Origin of the sequence: Rhizobium sp. OAE497 (assembly GCF_040546565.1) — a bacterium.
Taxonomy (GTDB): Bacteria; Pseudomonadota; Alphaproteobacteria; order Rhizobiales; family Rhizobiaceae; genus Rhizobium.
In genome coordinates this window covers 3502110-3516624 of record NZ_JBEPOA010000001.1, presented here as the reverse complement: position 1 = coordinate 3516624, position 14515 = coordinate 3502110, and the positions used below count along the sequence as shown (strand labels likewise).

Here is a 14515-nt window from a genome sequence, read left to right as displayed (position 1 = left end):
GCGGCCTCTTTCCCACGGACATGTCCGGAATGTAGAGGCTCCGGCCTTGAAGTCCAACCGCCCACTGATAACATTTAGTGCAATGCACGCGGATATTGTCGATCTACGCCAGTTTTATCATTCCGAGCTTGGCCGTCTGGCGGAGCAGTCGATTGCCATGGCGCTGTCGTCGCTCTGGGTCCGGTTGCCGCAGGAGCGATTGATCGGTCTCGGCTATGCCGTGCCTTTCCTCGACCGTTTCAGTGCCGATACCGAGCGCACCTTCGCTTTCATGCCGGCAGGGCAGGGCGCGGTGAACTGGCCGATGGGCTCGCTGTCGTCGACTGCCCTGATCTTCGACGAAGAACTGCCGCTGCCCGACTCCTCCATCGACCGCGTGCTCATGGTGCATTCGCTGGAATTTGCCGAAAGCCCACGTGAGACCTTGAAGGAGCTCTGGCGCGTGCTGGCGCCGGGCGGGCGTCTCGTCATCGTCGTGCCGAACCGCCGCGGCGTCTGGGCGCGCATGGAGCACACGCCCTTCGGCTCCGGCCGGCCCTATTCGCGTGGCCAGCTGACGCATCTGCTGCGCGAGACCAATTTTACGCCGGGCGCCACGGCCGAGGCGCTGTTCTTCCCGCCGTCCAAGCTGCGCACGGTGCTCAGCCTGCGGCGCGGCTTCGAGCGGATCGGGCGCACGCTCTGGCCGGCCTTTTCCGGCGTCATCATCGTCGAGGCGCAGAAGCGTCTCTATCAGGGCCTGCCGGTGGCCGCCCGCGCCTCGCGGCGCGTTTTTGTGCCGGTTCTGGCGCCGCACGGCGTTCCGACGACCCGCAACCGCTAAGTCCTGCTCGACAAAAGCCGCTTTCCCCTTTATTGCCACATGGCAATTTTGAGCCGGATTTCCCGGCATTTTTCCAAGGTCGAAGCTATGAGCGTTGAGAAGAGCAAGCCCGTTCCGCGTCCCGGTATCCTGGATATCGCAGCCTATGTGCCGGGCAAGGAACATGCGCCGGGCGTCGCCCGCGTCTACAAGCTCTCCTCCAACGAGACGCCGCTCGGCGCCAGCCCGAAGGCAATCGAGGCGTTCAAGAGTGCTGCCGGCAATCTCGAGCGCTATCCCGATGGCCAGGCCCATGAGCTGCGCGAAGCGATCGCTGCGGTTCATGGTCTGAATCCGGCTAACATCATGTGCGGCAACGGCTCGGACGAACTGCTCGGCCTGCTTTGTCACGTCTATCTCGGCGCCGGCGACGAAGCGATCATCACCGAGCACGGCTTCCTGGTCTACAAGATCCAGATCATGGGCGCGGGTGCGACGCCCGTGACCGTCAAGGAAAAGGATCACGCGGTCGATGTCGACGCGATCCTCGCCGCCGTGACGCCGAAGACCAAGATGGTGTTCATCGCCAATCCGGGCAATCCGACCGGAACCTATGTGCCGGTCAGCGAAATCCGCCGCCTGCAGGCAGCGCTGCCGAAGGATGTGGTGCTGGTGCTCGACGCCGCCTATGCCGAATATGTCCGCCGCAACGATTATGAATCCGGCATCGAGATCGTCTCGTCCAACGCAAACGTCGTCATGACCCGCACCTTCTCGAAGGTCTATGGTCTGGCAGCGCTCCGCGTCGGTTGGATGTATGCGCCGGCCGAGATCATCGATGCCGTCAACCGCATCCGCGGCCCGTTCAACATGAATGCGCCGGCAATCTCCGCAGGTGCTGCCGCTGTTCGCGACCAGGCGCATGTTCAGGACGCCGTCGCCTTCAACCTGATGTGGATCGAGAAGCTCAAGGGCGCCTTCGAGGCCATTGGCCTGACGGTTACGCCGTCGGTGACCAATTTCATCCTGATCCATTTCCCCGATATCGACGGCAAACGCGCTGCCGATGCCGACGAGTTCCTGACCAGCCGCGGCTACGTGCTGCGCGCGGTCAAGGGCTACGGCTTCCCGAACTCGCTGCGCATGAGCGTCGGTCCGGAAGAGGCAAACCGCGGTGTCATCGAGTCGCTCGGCGAGTTTATGGGGCGTAAGGTATGACGATCCAGTTCGACCGCATCGCGCTTATCGGTATCGGCCTCATCGGCTCCTCGATCGCCTATGACGTCAAGCGGCTCGGGATTGCCAAGGAAGTGGTGGTCTCGACCCGCAGTGCCGAAACGCTGAAGCGGGCGCAAGAGCTCGGGCTCGGCGATCGCTACGTGCCGTCGGCGGCGGAAGCCGTGAAGGGTGCGGATCTGGTGATCGTATCGGTGCCGGTTGGTGCCTCGGGAAGCGTCGCGAAGGAAATTGCCGGCACGCTGATGCCGGGCGCGATCGTCACCGATGTCGGCTCCACCAAGGCGTCGGTTATCGCGCAGATGCAGCCGCATATGCCGGAGAACATCCATTTCATCCCGGGCCACCCGCTCGCCGGTACCGAAAAGTCCGGTCCGGATGCCGGTTTTCCAGGGCTCTTCGAGCAGCGCTGGTGCATCTTTACGCCGGTTCCCGACACGGACCCGGCTGCGATTGCCAAGCTCAGGGCATTCTGGGAAGCGCTCGGCGCCCGCGTCGACGAGATGGATCCGGAACATCACGACAAGGTGCTGGCGATCGTCTCGCATCTGCCGCACATCATCGCCTACAACATCGTCGGCACCGCCGATGATCTGGAGACGGTGACGGAATCGGAAGTCATCAAGTATTCGGCATCCGGCTTCCGCGACTTTACGCGTCTGGCGGCATCCGACCCGACGATGTGGCGCGACGTCTGCCTGCACAACAAGGATGCGATCCTTGAGATGCTGGCGCGCTTCTCGGAAGATCTCGCCTATCTGCAGCGCGCGATCCGCTGGGGCGAGGGCGACAAGCTGTTCGAGCTCTTCACCCGCACCCGCACCATCCGCCGCTCGATCATCCAGGCCGGCCAGGATGTCGATGCGCCGGATTTCGGCCGCCCGCATGGGCAGGACCAGAAGAAGAGCTGATCTGGAGGCGTTTCTCGAGAAACGCCTTAGATCGGAGGGATGGACCCCAGCGGAATGAAGCCGCTGACGGTCGCCTCGCCACGATTGACCACCAGATCCACCGGGACACGATCTTTGCCGCCGGCCAGCGCCTTCAGGAGCTTGGCGGCGGTATCGACCGTCTTGGCGATCTGCGGGAAGGCCTGCTTGATGCTGTCGCGCCAGGGGCCGAGCTGCTCGATCTCCAGCTTGAACTTGCCTGACAGGAAGCCCTGCTCGTCGAAGGAGAAGGGGCCGGTCAATGTCATCACCTTGCCGTCACCAATGTCGACCACGACCTTGCGCAGCTCGCCGCTCGCGCCGTAGAGCCCCTGCCTGTCACTGCCGTCGATCATGCCGGCCTTGCCTGCGAGCGTGATGTCGGCGCTGGCTGAGAATTTCGGGAAGACCTGCGGCCAGTCCTTGATGACGGTATTGGCGTCCTGCAGCGAGATGGCGCCGTCGAGATCGCCTTCGTTCTGGCGCAGATGGATTTCCGTGCGGCCGGCATCGACGTTGATCGTCTGCCCGTCATAGGAGGAAATCGCGGTTGCTTTCAGGCCCTCGATGACGGTCGAGGTGCGGTCGATGCCGCGCAACTTGGTGATCAGGCTCGATTGCAGGTTCGCCCACTGGGCGTTGATCGTCAGGCCGTTCGCCGTGCGGATTTCGGCAGGCGAATCCAGTTCCCAGACGATATGGCCAGGCGCATAGACCTGTGCGGCGGAGCGCAGGGCGCCGAAGCTCGCGGATACGCCGTTCTTGTTGTCGTCGACATCCACTTTCGAGCAATAAAGCCCGATGCGGAAGGGATAGCCGCGGAAATCGATATCCGTGCACTCGCCGCTGACGCCAGCGGTATTGCGCGGCGCGATAGCCTTCAGCACCGTGTCCTTGAGCTGCGAGGCGGCATAGAACCAGCCGCCGGTATAGATCGCGATAACCAGAACGATGCCCAATCCAAGCCACCAGAATTTTCTGCTGCTACCGGATTGGCTTGACGCTGCCATGATGTTCTCCAATGGTGAATCGCGAATGGGAATCTCGGTCTGGCTTGCGATATGGACGAATTTTGGGTGTTTGGCTACGGATCCCTGATGTGGAATCCGGGCTTTGAGTTTGCCGAACGGTCGCAGGCTCTGATTTATGGCTACAGGCGGTCGCTCTGCGTCCGCTCATGGGTTCATCGCGGTACCGAGCAAAATCCGGGGCTCGTGCTCGGGCTCGATCGCGGCGGTTCATGCCGCGGCATGGCGTTTTCGGTAGCGCCTGAGAACTGGGAAGAGGTGATCGAGTATCTCCGCGCACGCGAACTCGTCACCAATGTCTATTTGGAGCGGAAGGTGCCGCTTCTCCTGGCTGATGGACGCGCCGTGAAGGCGGTGACCTATGTCGTCGATCGCGCGCATAGGCAGTATGCCGGCGCGCTCGATGCGCTTGAGGCGGCTCGCGTGGTCGATCGCGCAGAGGGCCAGTCGGGGCCGAACGACGCCTATGTCTTCAATACGCTTGCCCATCTGAAGGAGATGGGCATTCGCGATCATTGGCTGGAGCAGGTGGTCGGCGAAGTCGAGCGGTTGCGCGCGGCCTAGATTACGCTGACGCAGCCTTTGTCTGGCGCAGGACCGCCAGACGATCGATCGCCGTCTGCGGCAGCGGCAGGTCCGGATTGCGGGCGACGGTATCGAGCAGCAGCTCGTCGCTCGCCTTTTCCGTCACATCGATCAGATGCGCAAAGAATGCATCGGGATCCATGCCCGGCTGGATCGGGGCGAGGATCCGGACCTTGAAATGGCCGGGATAGCGCATGGTGCTGCGGCGCGGCCAGAACAGGCCGGGATGCATGGCAATGGGAACGACGGGGATGTTGAGATCGCGGTACATGCGGGCGATGCCGTATTTGTAGACCGGCTCGGCGCCCGGCGGACGGCGCGTACCCTCGGGATAGATGATCAGCTGGCGGCCGGTCGAAAGCTCTTCCTTAGTGCGCTTCAGCACCTCGACCATGACCTTGCCGCGTGCGCCGCGATCGACCGGGATCATCCGCTGCTTCTTAGCATACCAGCCGAAGAGCGGGATCCACATCAGTTCGCGCTTCAGAATATAGACCGGATCCTTCAGCCAGGGCAGGATCGCATAGGTGTCCCAGAAGGACTGATGCTTGGGCGCCAGGATATAGCTGCCATCGGGCAGGTTCTCCAGGCCTTCGATCTCGAAGGTGGTGCCGACGATCTTTTCCATCAGCCAGTGATTGGAAAGCGCCCAGTTCTTCGGGATGCGGTAGGCCGTCTCGCGCGACACGATGAAGTAATAGGGCGAGAGCATGATCATCCGGATGATCAGGTTGGCGTAGAAGATCGTGTTGAAGAGAACGGAACGCAGGGCGAGCATAAGGATTCCCGAAAAGCCTATATCCGCGGGCAGGGCGGTTGCGATCTGCCTACACGATTATCGCTTCCATAAAAAGACGGTTTGGCTCAGCCTTCGCCGCCCATCTCAGCCGAGCGCAGGCCCGGATGGCGGCCGAAGCCGGTGATATTGCGGGCGCCAGCGAGCAGCACCTTGCCATATTCCGCCAACATGACGCGCAGCGCATTCGGATCCATGAACCAGGCGCGGGTCTTCAGGTCGGAATTGACGACCGGGTAGGGAATGAACTGCGTGTCGCTATCGACATAGGCAAGTTCGGCGAGGCTCCGCGGCATGTGGTAATTGTTGGTGACCACGAGAACGCTTTTATAGCCCTTCGCGTGGATCCAGTTCGAGGCTTCCTCGGCATTGCCGATCGTGTCGATCGCGTCATAGCCAATATCGACGCAGCAATCGAAGAGATCGGCGGAACCCGTCGTCGTCTTGCGGATCTGTGCTGGTGTCGTGGAGGGATGGACGCCGGAGATCAGCAGGCGCTTGCCGGCACCCTTCTGCAGAAGCTCGACAGCCTGGTCGATGCGCTGGTAGCCGCCCGTCAGGACGACGATCGCGTCGGCCTTCGGGTCTGCCGGCGGCTTCATCGTGGTGATCGAATCGGCAAAACGCAGGAAGCCACCGAAGATCAGGGCGATGGCGAGAATGCAGGCAAATCCGCTCCAGCGCAGCATCCGGCGCAGCGGGCCGCGGCGCGGCGTCTCGACCCGGTAGCTTGCAAGCGCCGGATCGGGCCGAATAGGATTGCGTCGCGTATAGCCCATGGTCATGAGTCGTGCATATATCGAGATTGCGGCGGGGAACAGGCAAAGGCGGCGGTAAATGTGATCGCTGTCATCAGCTCGCTATCCCGTCTGTTCGTGTCGGATCGGAGCGGAGTGTATCGATCTCGTATATCGTGCGGACGACCGTAACGCGCGCCGTCAGGGTCGTCAGCAGGGCGATGATGATCATCGTCGCGAAGATGCCGGCATAGCCGAGCGCGCCGACGGAGAAGGTGCCGAACAGCGCGGTTGCCTGATCGGTCTGCGGTGTGGCGATGGTCTTGCTCTGCAGGAAGCCGGCGCTGGCGAAGAAGAGGGCGGCGAGAGCACTGCCGATCGCCGAGCCCTTGAGGCTGATCTTCAGGAAGTGCTTCTGGAATTCGGTGGCGACGAAAGAGCTTTCGGCGCCGACGAAATGCAGCACCTCGACGATATGGCGGTTGCCGGACAGGGCGCCGCGTGTCGCGAAGACGACAGTCAGCACCATGGCGGTGAAGACCAGGAGCAGGATGCCGGTGCCGATCATCACGGTCGTATGCGCCATCGAGACCAGCCGGTCGACCCAGGTTCTGTGGTCGTCCAGCGTCGCCTGCGGGATACTGTCCTTGAGCAGCGAGCGCATTGCCTCGAAATCCGGCGGATTGTTTTCATCGATCGTGACGATAACGAGCCTGGGGACCGGGAGTTCCTTGAGATCGAGCCCGCTGCCGAGCCAGGGCTCGAGCAGGCGTGCCGTTGCCGCCTCATCGACGATCTGGCCGCTCTTGGTGCCAACGAAGGTCATGGCGATATCACGGGCCTGGTTCAGCGCCTTTTCCATGTCGAGGCCGTCGTCCGGCTTGATCTGAATGGTGATCTCGCGGGAGATCTGGCTTTCCCAGCTGGCAGCCGTCGACCGCACCATGCTGACGCCGCCAAGCGTCAGGCAGGCGAGGAAAGCCATGATGGCGATGACCACCATCAGCGCGTTGCCCTGAATATTCGAGGGCGGCAGGATCGGCGCCGTCGGGCGCACGCGCATTTCCGGGCGCTTCTGCTGCTGCGCCGCGGGTTCAGCCGCCGGTTTCTTGGAGGATCGCTCAGTCATAGACGTCGAGATGCCCCCCGGAAAGAATCATGCGGCGCGCCTCGACCTGGTCCATGAGGGCCAGATCGTGGGTGGCGATGACGACGGCGGTGCCGAGCCGGTTGAGCTCGAGGAAGAGATTGAGCAGGCGGCGCGCCATCGGCGGATCGACGTTGCCGGTCGGCTCGTCGGCCAGCAGGATTTCGGGGCGGTCGATCAGCGCGCGGGCGATCGCGGCGCGCTGTTTCTCGCCGCCAGACAGCACCGGCGGCAGCACGTTGATGCGCTCGCCGAGGCCGACCCATTTCAGGAGTTCCAGCACATCGGTCTTGTAGGTGCTCTCTTCCTTGCCGCGCACGCGCAGCGGAAGCGCGACGTTCTCATAGGTTGTCAGGTGATCGAGAAGGCGGAAGTCCTGGAAGACGATGCCGACACGGCGGCGAAGCAGCGGCAGTTCGGGCCGCGGAATATCGGAGATATCGCGGCCGAACATGCGGATCAGACCGCGGGTCGGCTGCAGCGACATGAACAGAAGGCGCAGCAGCGTGGTCTTGCCGGCGCCGGAGGGACCCGTCAGAAACTGGAAGGACTTTTTCGGAATGTCAAAGGTCAGGTCCCGGAGGATTTCCGGTCCCATACCATAGCGCAAACCGACATTCTCGAAGTGGATCAACGGGCAACTCAGATTGTTCGAGGTTTCACACCATCGACTTGTTAACCAACTCGATTAACAACCGGTAAATTTCGGCGGAAAGATGCCCGGCCGATGCCAGATTTAGCGAAGCATTAACCATTAAAATTTACGACTGGGCGGGATTCGTTTCAATGCCTGGGATCGTCCATGCACTGAAACCATGTGAAGAGCTGAAAGGCCGTCATCATGGAAGCATCTTCGTTCAGCCGCCGTTCGCCCGGCCACGCTTATGATTTCCTGCCGCCAGACCGGGCGGCGCGCCAGCCGCGGGCGAGCGCTCGCCCTGCCGATATCTCGGATGCCGAATTCGTCGTCATCGGCGGCCGGCAGTCGCAGGCGTTCAACGCCAAAAGCTTCAACGACAATCGCAAGCAACAGGCCGCAGCCGTCAGGAAGGCGGAGCCCTCCAAGGCGTTTTCGGCTGCAGCGGGCATTGCCCGCGGTGTCGAGGAGCATCTGCAGCAGGCGTCGTTCAAGAGCTTTACGGCGCTGGTCTTCCTGCTGTTCCTGCTGGTCTTCGGCCTCTCCGGCGGCTTCTCGGGGCTGCAGGCAGAGGATCAGTCGGCCGCGGGATCGCCGCTGCATTTCACCCATGTGACACTGACGCCGCGTGATGCCAACGGCATGCGCATCCTGATGATCAACGGCATTCTCGAAAACGAGAGCGGCACGACCCAGACCGTGCGGCCGATCCGCGCTGATCTCGTCAGCGACGGCAGGCTGACCGCAAGCATCGTCATCAACCCGCCCGCTGACGTCATCTATGGCGGCGAGAGCCGCGGATTCTCTGCGCGCGTCCAGCACTCTGGTGGAAAAATGCCGGAAGTCCGGCTGTCATTCATGCCCTAAGGGTGTTTCTCCGCCTCTAATGTGCTAACGGCTTACCCTTCATTTTCACGGAGCAAGCCGTATGCCTGTCGTGCGCGGAAAAAATATCGAGCCTCTTTTCACTGCCGAGCAGATTGCCGAGCGCAATGATGCGATGGCAAAGCAGATCGCCGAAGGCCCCACAAAGGACCTTCTGGTCATTGCCGTTCTGAAGGGGTCGTTCATTTTTGCCGCCGACCTGATCCGGGCGCTGCACAACAACGGTCTCGCCCCCGAGGTCGAGTTCATCACGCTGTCGAGCTATGGCACGGGCACGGTTTCGCAGGGCGTTCGCATCGTCAAGGATATCGACAGCGACGTGAAGGACCGCGACGTCCTCCTGATCGACGACATCCTCGAATCCGGCCGCACGCTGCTGTTTGCCAAGGAACTGCTGTTCGAACGCGGCGCCCGCAACGTGACGATCGCCGTGCTGCTCGACAAGAGCGTCAAGCGCAAGGAAAAGCTCGAGGCCGACTACGTCGGCTTCGAATGCCCCGACTATTTCGTCGTCGGCTACGGCATGGACGTCGCCTATGCTTTCCGCGAACTGCCCTTCGTCGGCGTCGTCACCGGCGACGCCTGAGCCGTCCTGGATGCAGACGGGTTGTTAACCATCCCGTCCATCGCCCGCCGCCGTTTACCGATCGCAAAGGAGCGGCGTGCGATCTCCGTCTTGGGGCATGAAGACGGAGCGATGCACATCATGGCAAAAATTCTGATCACGGAAGACGAAGATTCCCTCCGTTCTTTCGTAGCCCGGGCACTGCGGCTCGACGGTCATGAGACCGAAGAGGCGGCCGATGGCGCCGAGGGACTGGAGAAGCTGAAGGACGGCGTCTATGACCTGTTGCTCTCCGATATTCGCATGCCCGTCATGGACGGCATCGAACTGGCACACCAGGCAAAGTCGGCGTTTCCGGCGCTGAAGATCCTGCTGATGACCGGCTATGCCGAACAGCGCGAACGGGCTGACGATCTCGCTGAAAAGATCGTCGATGTGGTCTCGAAGCCATTTGCGCTTCCCGATATCCGCAAGGCTGTTGCCCGCGCTCTGGCTGCCTGATTTCGGGCAGCCTCAGTTATCGTCCGGGACGAACTTGCCTTCGTAGCGCACCCGGAAATTCCGCCTGTGAAAATCCTGCTCGAAGCAGACGAACACCAGTTCGATGTCATTGTCGCTGTCCCGCTTTCCGAGCAGGCTGAGCGTGATGACGATGACGCCGCTATAGCCGCGGGTGATGCGGAAGGCGGCATTGCGGATATCGGTTGCCTCCGGATCCCGCCGGTCTTCGCGGCGCTCGTAGATGATCCAGAAGCGGGCCGCATCCCATGTCTTCCTGAGGATCTCGCTGACTTCGGCCTTGAACTCTTCGGCATGCATCGCCGGTCCCCAGGACAAGGCCGTCTCGCCGGCATCGCTGACGACATTGAGATAACCGTCATACTGGTGGGCGCCTGACAGCGCCCGTTCGATCATCTCGAATGCCGAGTTTTCGCTGATTGCGGTCTTGAAGAGAATTGCCATCGAATCGCTGTCGTTCGTCAATCGTCAAGATTGACATTACGAAGCTGACCGAAAAACGCGAGCCCTTCGGCCGCCCGATCACTGAATATCGAGCAGCCGCTCCAGATAACGCCGCTCCATTTCCTGCGGCGGGTTGTTGCCGAGCTTCTCGCGGATGGCATCGAGGATCTCGCGGGCGCGCTGGACGTCGATCTCGTCGGGTACCTTGACGGTGTCGCCGAAATCGGGGCCGTCGGCTCGGCGCGGACGACCGAGCGGATCGCGGCCGTTCTGGTCACCCTGGCCAACCTGGCCGTTCGGTCCCTGTTGACCCTGCTGGCCCTGTTGCGCCTGCATCATCTGGCTCATCATGTCGCGGGCGCCCTGGCGCAGGGCTTCCAGCGCGCGGCCCTGGCCCTGGACGGCCGTGTCGCCGCGGCCCTGGCCGAGTTCGCGTCCGGCGCCTTCCATCTCGCGCTGCGCCTGGCCGAAGCCCGGGCCGGGCTTCATGCCCATGTCGCCGAGACCCTTCTGCAGCTCGCCGAGCTGCTTGCCGAGCGCATCCTGTTGCTCACGCAGCTTCTTCAGCGCGTCACGCAGCTGCTGCTCGGTCATCTCATTCGACTGCTGGTCGCCCTGCTGACCGTTCTGCCCCTGCTGTTGCTGCTGGTCCTGATCCTGCTGCTCGCCGTCCTGGCCGGGCATCATGTTGTCGAGCAGCGGATCGTTCATGCCCATGTCTGGGTCGCCGCGCTGCATGCGGTCGCGCAGCTGCTGATCGAGCTTGAAGGTCTGTTCCATGAGCTGCTGCTGATCGCGCAGAATCTTGCCGAGCTTGTCCATCTGCTGGCGCATCTGGCTGTTGTCGCCCTGCTGCTGCTGGCCCTGCTGCGGCCTGCCTGCTTGCAGGTTGTTCATCATCCGTTGCAATTCGGACAGCATCTGCTGGGCCGCATCGCGGTTGCCGGAGCGGGCAAGGTTTTCGATCTGGTCCATCATGCGCTCCAGATCCTGCTGCCGTAGCATCTGCGCATTCTGGTTGGGCTGCATAGGCGCATTCTGCATACGCTGAGCGAGCTCCTTCATGTAGTCGTTCATCGCCTTGCGAAGCTCGTCCATCAGCTTCTTGATCTCGGCGTCGGGCGCATTGCGCTGCAGGGCGTCGGCGAGGTTCTGCTGGGCGTTGCGCAGGTTACGCTCCGCCTGCGAAAGGTCGCCATCCTCGATGCCGAGGGCGATGTCCCAGAGATAGTCGGCGGTGTCCTTCAGCTGCTCGTCGGTCTTGGCGAGCTTCATACGCGCCAATGCGGATTCGATCAGCAGGTAATTGGTAAGCTTCGGGATCGTCTCTTCCGGGCGGATCGTCAGCGCTTCGTTCAGCGCGATCGCCTCGGGCATCTTGCGGGTATCGAGCGCGAAGACCTGGCGCTCCTCGGCAACGGCTGCGGCCAGCGGCTCGTTGAACGGGCGGGCAGGCAGCGTCATTTCGTGCGGCGGGCTGCGGCCGATCTGGCCGGCGCCATCCTTGGCAACCAGCGTGACGCGGACGCGCTTGCCGGCGAGCGGGTGCTCGGTCAGGTTCTTGCTGCTGACACCCTTGGCGTCGCGCGCGCTGCGGCGCGGAATCTCAAGGCGGAAATCGGGAAGCGGGTAGAGCGGCTTGGCTGACGGATCGGTCTCGACCGGCAGGATTTCGGCATGGGCTTCCTGGATGCCGTAATCGTCCTTGGCGGTGAACTTGATCTCCAGCGCGCCGTTGACGGTTGCCTTCGGGATGCCGTCGAAGGCGATTTCGGGTGCCTTGTCGGGGATGACGTTGAAGGTCCAGCTTCGGCCATTCACCTGCAGCGCGCCGTTTTCCTCGAGCTTCATCAGGTGCGTCTGGGCTGCGGGAACGGGTGTTTCGCCGGCTGCCGCCTGTTGTGGCTGCGGTTGTTGAGGTTGTTGCGGCGCGCCAAGCGGCTGCTGGCTTGCCTGCTTTTCAGCGGCAATCTCTTTCGCCTCGCCGTTCTCCTTCTTGAAGACGACTTTCTCGTCGGCTTGGCCGCCGCTGACGCGCACCGTCAGGTTGGAGAATTGCGGGACGTTGATGGGCGCCTGTTCGGTGCCCGTTGCCGTCAGGTAGACAGGCGCTCGGCCCGTATAGGAGGGCGGGGTAACCCAGGCGTCGATGCGCACCGCCGGATTGCTTTCACCCTGCGCGACCGGCGGCTGGAAGGCGTCGGCGATCAAGCCGCCATTGGTCGACAGCGAATAGCCGAAGCCCATCACGACGAGTAGCGCCGGAATGGCGCGAAGGGCGAACCGGTCGTGTTTGGCGATATCAGGGCGCGGGAAGCCGGCATCGAGTGCGGCGATTTTCTCGGCCATGCGCGTCTGGTGTTCGCGCCAGAGGGCACGGGCGAAGGGCGTGTCGAAGGCGGGTTCGTCTTCCTGCACGGTGACCGGCTGGTGCGGCAGGCCGTTGCGCTCTTCGAGAAGGCGGTCGGCTTCCGCCGTACCCGGCCAGCGCAGGCGGTGGAACGGAATCAGCGCAGCAATCAGCGCTCCGGCGAAGGCGATCAGCAGCAGAATGCGCGGGATATCGGGGACGCTGCGGAAAAGGCCGAACCAGGAGGCAGCCAGATAAAGCGCGATGACCGAAAGAACCGGCACCAGCGGCGGCAAGATTTGCTCGGAAAGGAGGACGACACGCGCGAAGAGCCGCTTTACCGCAACCAGCCTCGCAAGAGATGGCCTGATGGCAAATGCACCATGTCCCTGCCTGCCTGGGCTCTTCTTCAATCCGGTCTCCGCCATGGCGTGTTAGAGTAACAGTGGGCGCTTCCGGCGATTGCTCAGCAATTCGCTCGCATGCTGAAAGGATAACACTCTTTGTGGCGAAGGCGAGGGCGACCGGCTGCTAATGCCGGTTTTTCACGCCCAGTCGCCAAAAAGTGATGCTTCCGTCAGTCGAGCCAGGCCGGGACGGAATCGAGGCCGATCAGCTCCTCGTAGGTCCGGCGCGGCCGGATGACATGGAACTCGGAGCCCTTGACGAGGACTTCGGGCACCAGCAGGCGGCTGTTATACGTGCCGGCCTGGACCGCGCCATAGGCGCCGCCGGACATCACGGCGAAGAGGTCGCCGGGCTTCGGCATCGCCATTTCGCGGTCGAGCGCCAGGTAGTCGCCGGTCTCGCAGACCGGGCCGACGATATCGGCTTTGATGCGCGGCGCGTTGGCAGCCGAAATCACCACCGGCTTGATCTCGTGATAGGCTTCGTAAAGCGTCGGGCGGATCAGGTCGTTCATCGCGCCATCGACGATGACGAAGGTCTTCTCGCCGCCGTCCTTCACATAGAGGACTTCGGTCACCAGGATACCGGCATTGCCGACGATGAGGCGGCCGGGCTCGGTGACGATCTTGCAGTTGAGGCTGCGCAGCTGGTTCTTGACGATCGCCGCGTAGGCATCGGGAAGCGGCGGCGGGTTGTTGTCGTCCTTGTAGGGGATGCCTAGGCCACCGCCGATATCGACGTGATGGATGTCGTGGCCATCGCCGCGCAGCGTATCGACGAGATCGCGCAACAGCTTGAAGGCGTCGTCGAAGGGCTGCAGCTCGGTGATCTGGCTGCCGATATGCATATCGATGCCGGTAACCTCGATGCCCGGCAGGGTGGCGGCGCGCGCATAGACGGCGCGGGCGCGTTCCCATGAAATGCCGAACTTGTTTTCCTTCTTGCCGGTCGAGATCTTCGAATGCGTCTTGGCATCGACATCAGGATTGATGCGGAAGGAAACGGGAGCCTTCTTGCCTGCCTTGACGGCGCGCTGGTTGAGGATCTCGAGCTCCGGCTCGGACTCGACGTTGAAGCAGTAGATGCCGGCTTCGAGCGCGAAATCCATCTCGTGCGGCGTCTTGCCGACGCCGGAGAACATGATGCGGCTTGCCGGAATGCCGGCGGCCAGCGCGCGGCGCAGCTCGCCTTCGGAAACGACGTCGATACCGGCGCCGAGCTTGCCCAGGGTCTTCAGCACCGCCTGGTTCGAGTTCGCCTTCATGGCGTAGCAGACCATGGAGTCGACATCGTTGAAGGCTTCGGCGAAGACGCGGTAGTGGCGCTCCAGCGTCGCGGTGGAATAGCAGTAGAAGGGTGTGCCAACGGCCTTGGCGATGTCGGGAACGGGAACGTTCTCGGCGTAGAGGATGCCGTCGCGGTACTCGAAATGGTTCACGGCTTTAGC

The 14515-nt window shown here is 62.5% G+C and carries 15 protein-coding genes; 7 read left to right on the top strand and 8 right to left on the bottom strand.

Annotated features, from left to right (window positions below; translation table 11 throughout):
- Positions 1-46 precede the first annotated feature (46 nt).
- The 3 genes from ABIE40_RS17600 (at position 47) to ABIE40_RS17590 (ending at position 2949) form a co-directional block, all read left to right on the top strand.
- Positions 47-823, top strand: coding sequence for a class I SAM-dependent methyltransferase (locus ABIE40_RS17600; RefSeq protein WP_112720196.1), 777 nt, complete (start codon positions 47-49; stop codon positions 821-823).
- An 87-nt stretch (positions 824-910) separates the two neighbouring features.
- On the top strand, positions 911-2020 hold the full coding sequence (gene hisC / locus ABIE40_RS17595; protein ID WP_130284254.1) for a histidinol-phosphate transaminase: 1110 nt from the start codon (positions 911-913) through the stop codon (positions 2018-2020).
- Entirely contained in the window at positions 2017-2949 is a 933-nt protein-coding gene (locus ABIE40_RS17590) for a prephenate/arogenate dehydrogenase family protein (protein WP_199627825.1), read from the top strand. Before hisC ends, ABIE40_RS17590 begins: the two co-directional genes overlap by 4 nt.
- A 26-nt stretch (positions 2950-2975) precedes the next feature.
- On the opposite strand, the gene ABIE40_RS17585 is transcribed toward ABIE40_RS17590, so the two are convergent.
- Positions 2976-3977: a DUF2125 domain-containing protein gene (locus ABIE40_RS17585; RefSeq protein WP_130284250.1), complete on the bottom strand. Its 1002-nt coding sequence runs from the start codon at positions 3975-3977 to the stop codon at positions 2976-2978.
- An 87-nt stretch (positions 3978-4064) separates the two neighbouring features.
- Between ABIE40_RS17585 and ABIE40_RS17580 the strand changes: the two genes are divergently transcribed.
- The gene (locus ABIE40_RS17580) at positions 4065-4559 is read left to right on the top strand and encodes a gamma-glutamylcyclotransferase (RefSeq protein ID WP_354541048.1); all 495 of its coding nucleotides are present in this window, start codon (positions 4065-4067) and stop codon (positions 4557-4559) included.
- 1 nt (position 4560) lies between these two features.
- Here the strand turns inward: ABIE40_RS17580 and ABIE40_RS17575 are convergent, their stop codons facing one another.
- The 4 genes from ABIE40_RS17575 to ftsE all read right to left on the bottom strand — a co-directional run bounded on the left by ABIE40_RS17575 (position 4561) and on the right by ftsE (position 7894).
- Positions 4561-5358, bottom strand: coding sequence for a lysophospholipid acyltransferase family protein (locus tag ABIE40_RS17575; protein WP_199627824.1), 798 nt, complete (start codon positions 5356-5358; stop codon positions 4561-4563).
- A gap of 86 nt (positions 5359-5444) precedes the next feature.
- Positions 5445-6161 (bottom strand): YdcF family protein, encoded by a 717-nt coding sequence (locus ABIE40_RS17570; protein ID WP_112720202.1) that lies wholly within the window; start codon positions 6159-6161, stop codon positions 5445-5447.
- Between the two features lie 67 nt (positions 6162-6228).
- On the bottom strand, positions 6229-7176 hold the full coding sequence (locus ABIE40_RS17565) for a cell division protein FtsX (RefSeq protein WP_246777552.1): 948 nt from the start codon (positions 7174-7176) through the stop codon (positions 6229-6231).
- Positions 7177-7234: 58 nt separating this feature from the next.
- Positions 7235-7894: a cell division ATP-binding protein FtsE gene (gene ftsE, locus ABIE40_RS17560; RefSeq protein WP_199627823.1), complete on the bottom strand. Its 660-nt coding sequence runs from the start codon at positions 7892-7894 to the stop codon at positions 7235-7237.
- Positions 7895-8101: 207 nt separating this feature from the next.
- Here ftsE and ABIE40_RS17555 point away from each other — a divergent pair, with 207 nt between their 5' ends.
- The 3 genes from ABIE40_RS17555 (at position 8102) to ABIE40_RS17545 (ending at position 9848) form a co-directional block, all read left to right on the top strand.
- Positions 8102-8764, top strand: a complete 663-nt coding sequence (locus tag ABIE40_RS17555; protein WP_199627822.1) for a hypothetical protein — start codon at positions 8102-8104, stop codon at positions 8762-8764.
- 61 nt (positions 8765-8825) lie between these two features.
- Complete coding sequence (gene hpt / locus ABIE40_RS17550) at positions 8826-9368, top strand: hypoxanthine phosphoribosyltransferase (RefSeq protein ID WP_112720206.1); 543 nt, start codon at positions 8826-8828, stop codon at positions 9366-9368.
- 120 nt (positions 9369-9488) lie between these two features.
- On the top strand, positions 9489-9848 hold the full coding sequence (locus ABIE40_RS17545; RefSeq protein WP_130284240.1) for a response regulator: 360 nt from the start codon (positions 9489-9491) through the stop codon (positions 9846-9848).
- Between the two features lie 12 nt (positions 9849-9860).
- Here the strand turns inward: ABIE40_RS17545 and ABIE40_RS17540 are convergent, their stop codons facing one another.
- The 3 genes from ABIE40_RS17540 to lysA all read right to left on the bottom strand — a co-directional run bounded on the left by ABIE40_RS17540 (position 9861) and on the right by lysA (position 14506).
- The gene (locus ABIE40_RS17540) at positions 9861-10310 is read right to left on the bottom strand and encodes a hypothetical protein (RefSeq protein WP_130284238.1); all 450 of its coding nucleotides are present in this window, start codon (positions 10308-10310) and stop codon (positions 9861-9863) included.
- A gap of 78 nt (positions 10311-10388) precedes the next feature.
- Complete coding sequence (locus ABIE40_RS17535) at positions 10389-13073, bottom strand: TIGR02302 family protein (protein ID WP_354541047.1); 2685 nt, start codon at positions 13071-13073, stop codon at positions 10389-10391.
- Positions 13074-13237: 164 nt separating this feature from the next.
- Positions 13238-14506, bottom strand: coding sequence for a diaminopimelate decarboxylase (gene lysA, locus ABIE40_RS17530; protein ID WP_112720208.1), 1269 nt, complete (start codon positions 14504-14506; stop codon positions 13238-13240).
- Positions 14507-14515: the final 9 nt, after the last annotated feature.

Bases quoted from the DNA above. Each gene is read 5' to 3' on its own strand.
- ABIE40_RS17565 (WP_246777552.1), bottom strand. From the start codon at position 7,176: ATGCGCGTGCGCCCGACGGCGCCGATCCTGCCGCCCTCGAATATTCAG.
- ABIE40_RS17575 (WP_199627824.1), bottom strand. From the start codon at position 5,358: ATGCTCGCCCTGCGTTCCGTTCTCTTCAACACGATCTTCTACGCCAAC.
- ABIE40_RS17580 (WP_354541048.1), top strand. From the start codon at position 4,065: ATGTGGAATCCGGGCTTTGAGTTTGCCGAACGGTCGCAGGCTCTGATT.
- ABIE40_RS17555 (WP_199627822.1), top strand. From the start codon at position 8,102: ATGGAAGCATCTTCGTTCAGCCGCCGTTCGCCCGGCCACGCTTATGAT.
- hpt (WP_112720206.1), top strand. From the start codon at position 8,826: ATGCCTGTCGTGCGCGGAAAAAATATCGAGCCTCTTTTCACTGCCGAG.
- ABIE40_RS17540 (WP_130284238.1), bottom strand. From the start codon at position 10,310: ATGGCAATTCTCTTCAAGACCGCAATCAGCGAAAACTCGGCATTCGAG.
- hisC (WP_130284254.1), top strand. From the start codon at position 911: ATGAGCGTTGAGAAGAGCAAGCCCGTTCCGCGTCCCGGTATCCTGGAT.
- ABIE40_RS17545 (WP_130284240.1), top strand. From the start codon at position 9,489: ATGGCAAAAATTCTGATCACGGAAGACGAAGATTCCCTCCGTTCTTTC.
- ABIE40_RS17570 (WP_112720202.1), bottom strand. From the start codon at position 6,161: ATGACCATGGGCTATACGCGACGCAATCCTATTCGGCCCGATCCGGCG.
- ABIE40_RS17590 (WP_199627825.1), top strand. From the start codon at position 2,017: ATGACGATCCAGTTCGACCGCATCGCGCTTATCGGTATCGGCCTCATC.
- ABIE40_RS17585 (WP_130284250.1), bottom strand. From the start codon at position 3,977: ATGGCAGCGTCAAGCCAATCCGGTAGCAGCAGAAAATTCTGGTGGCTT.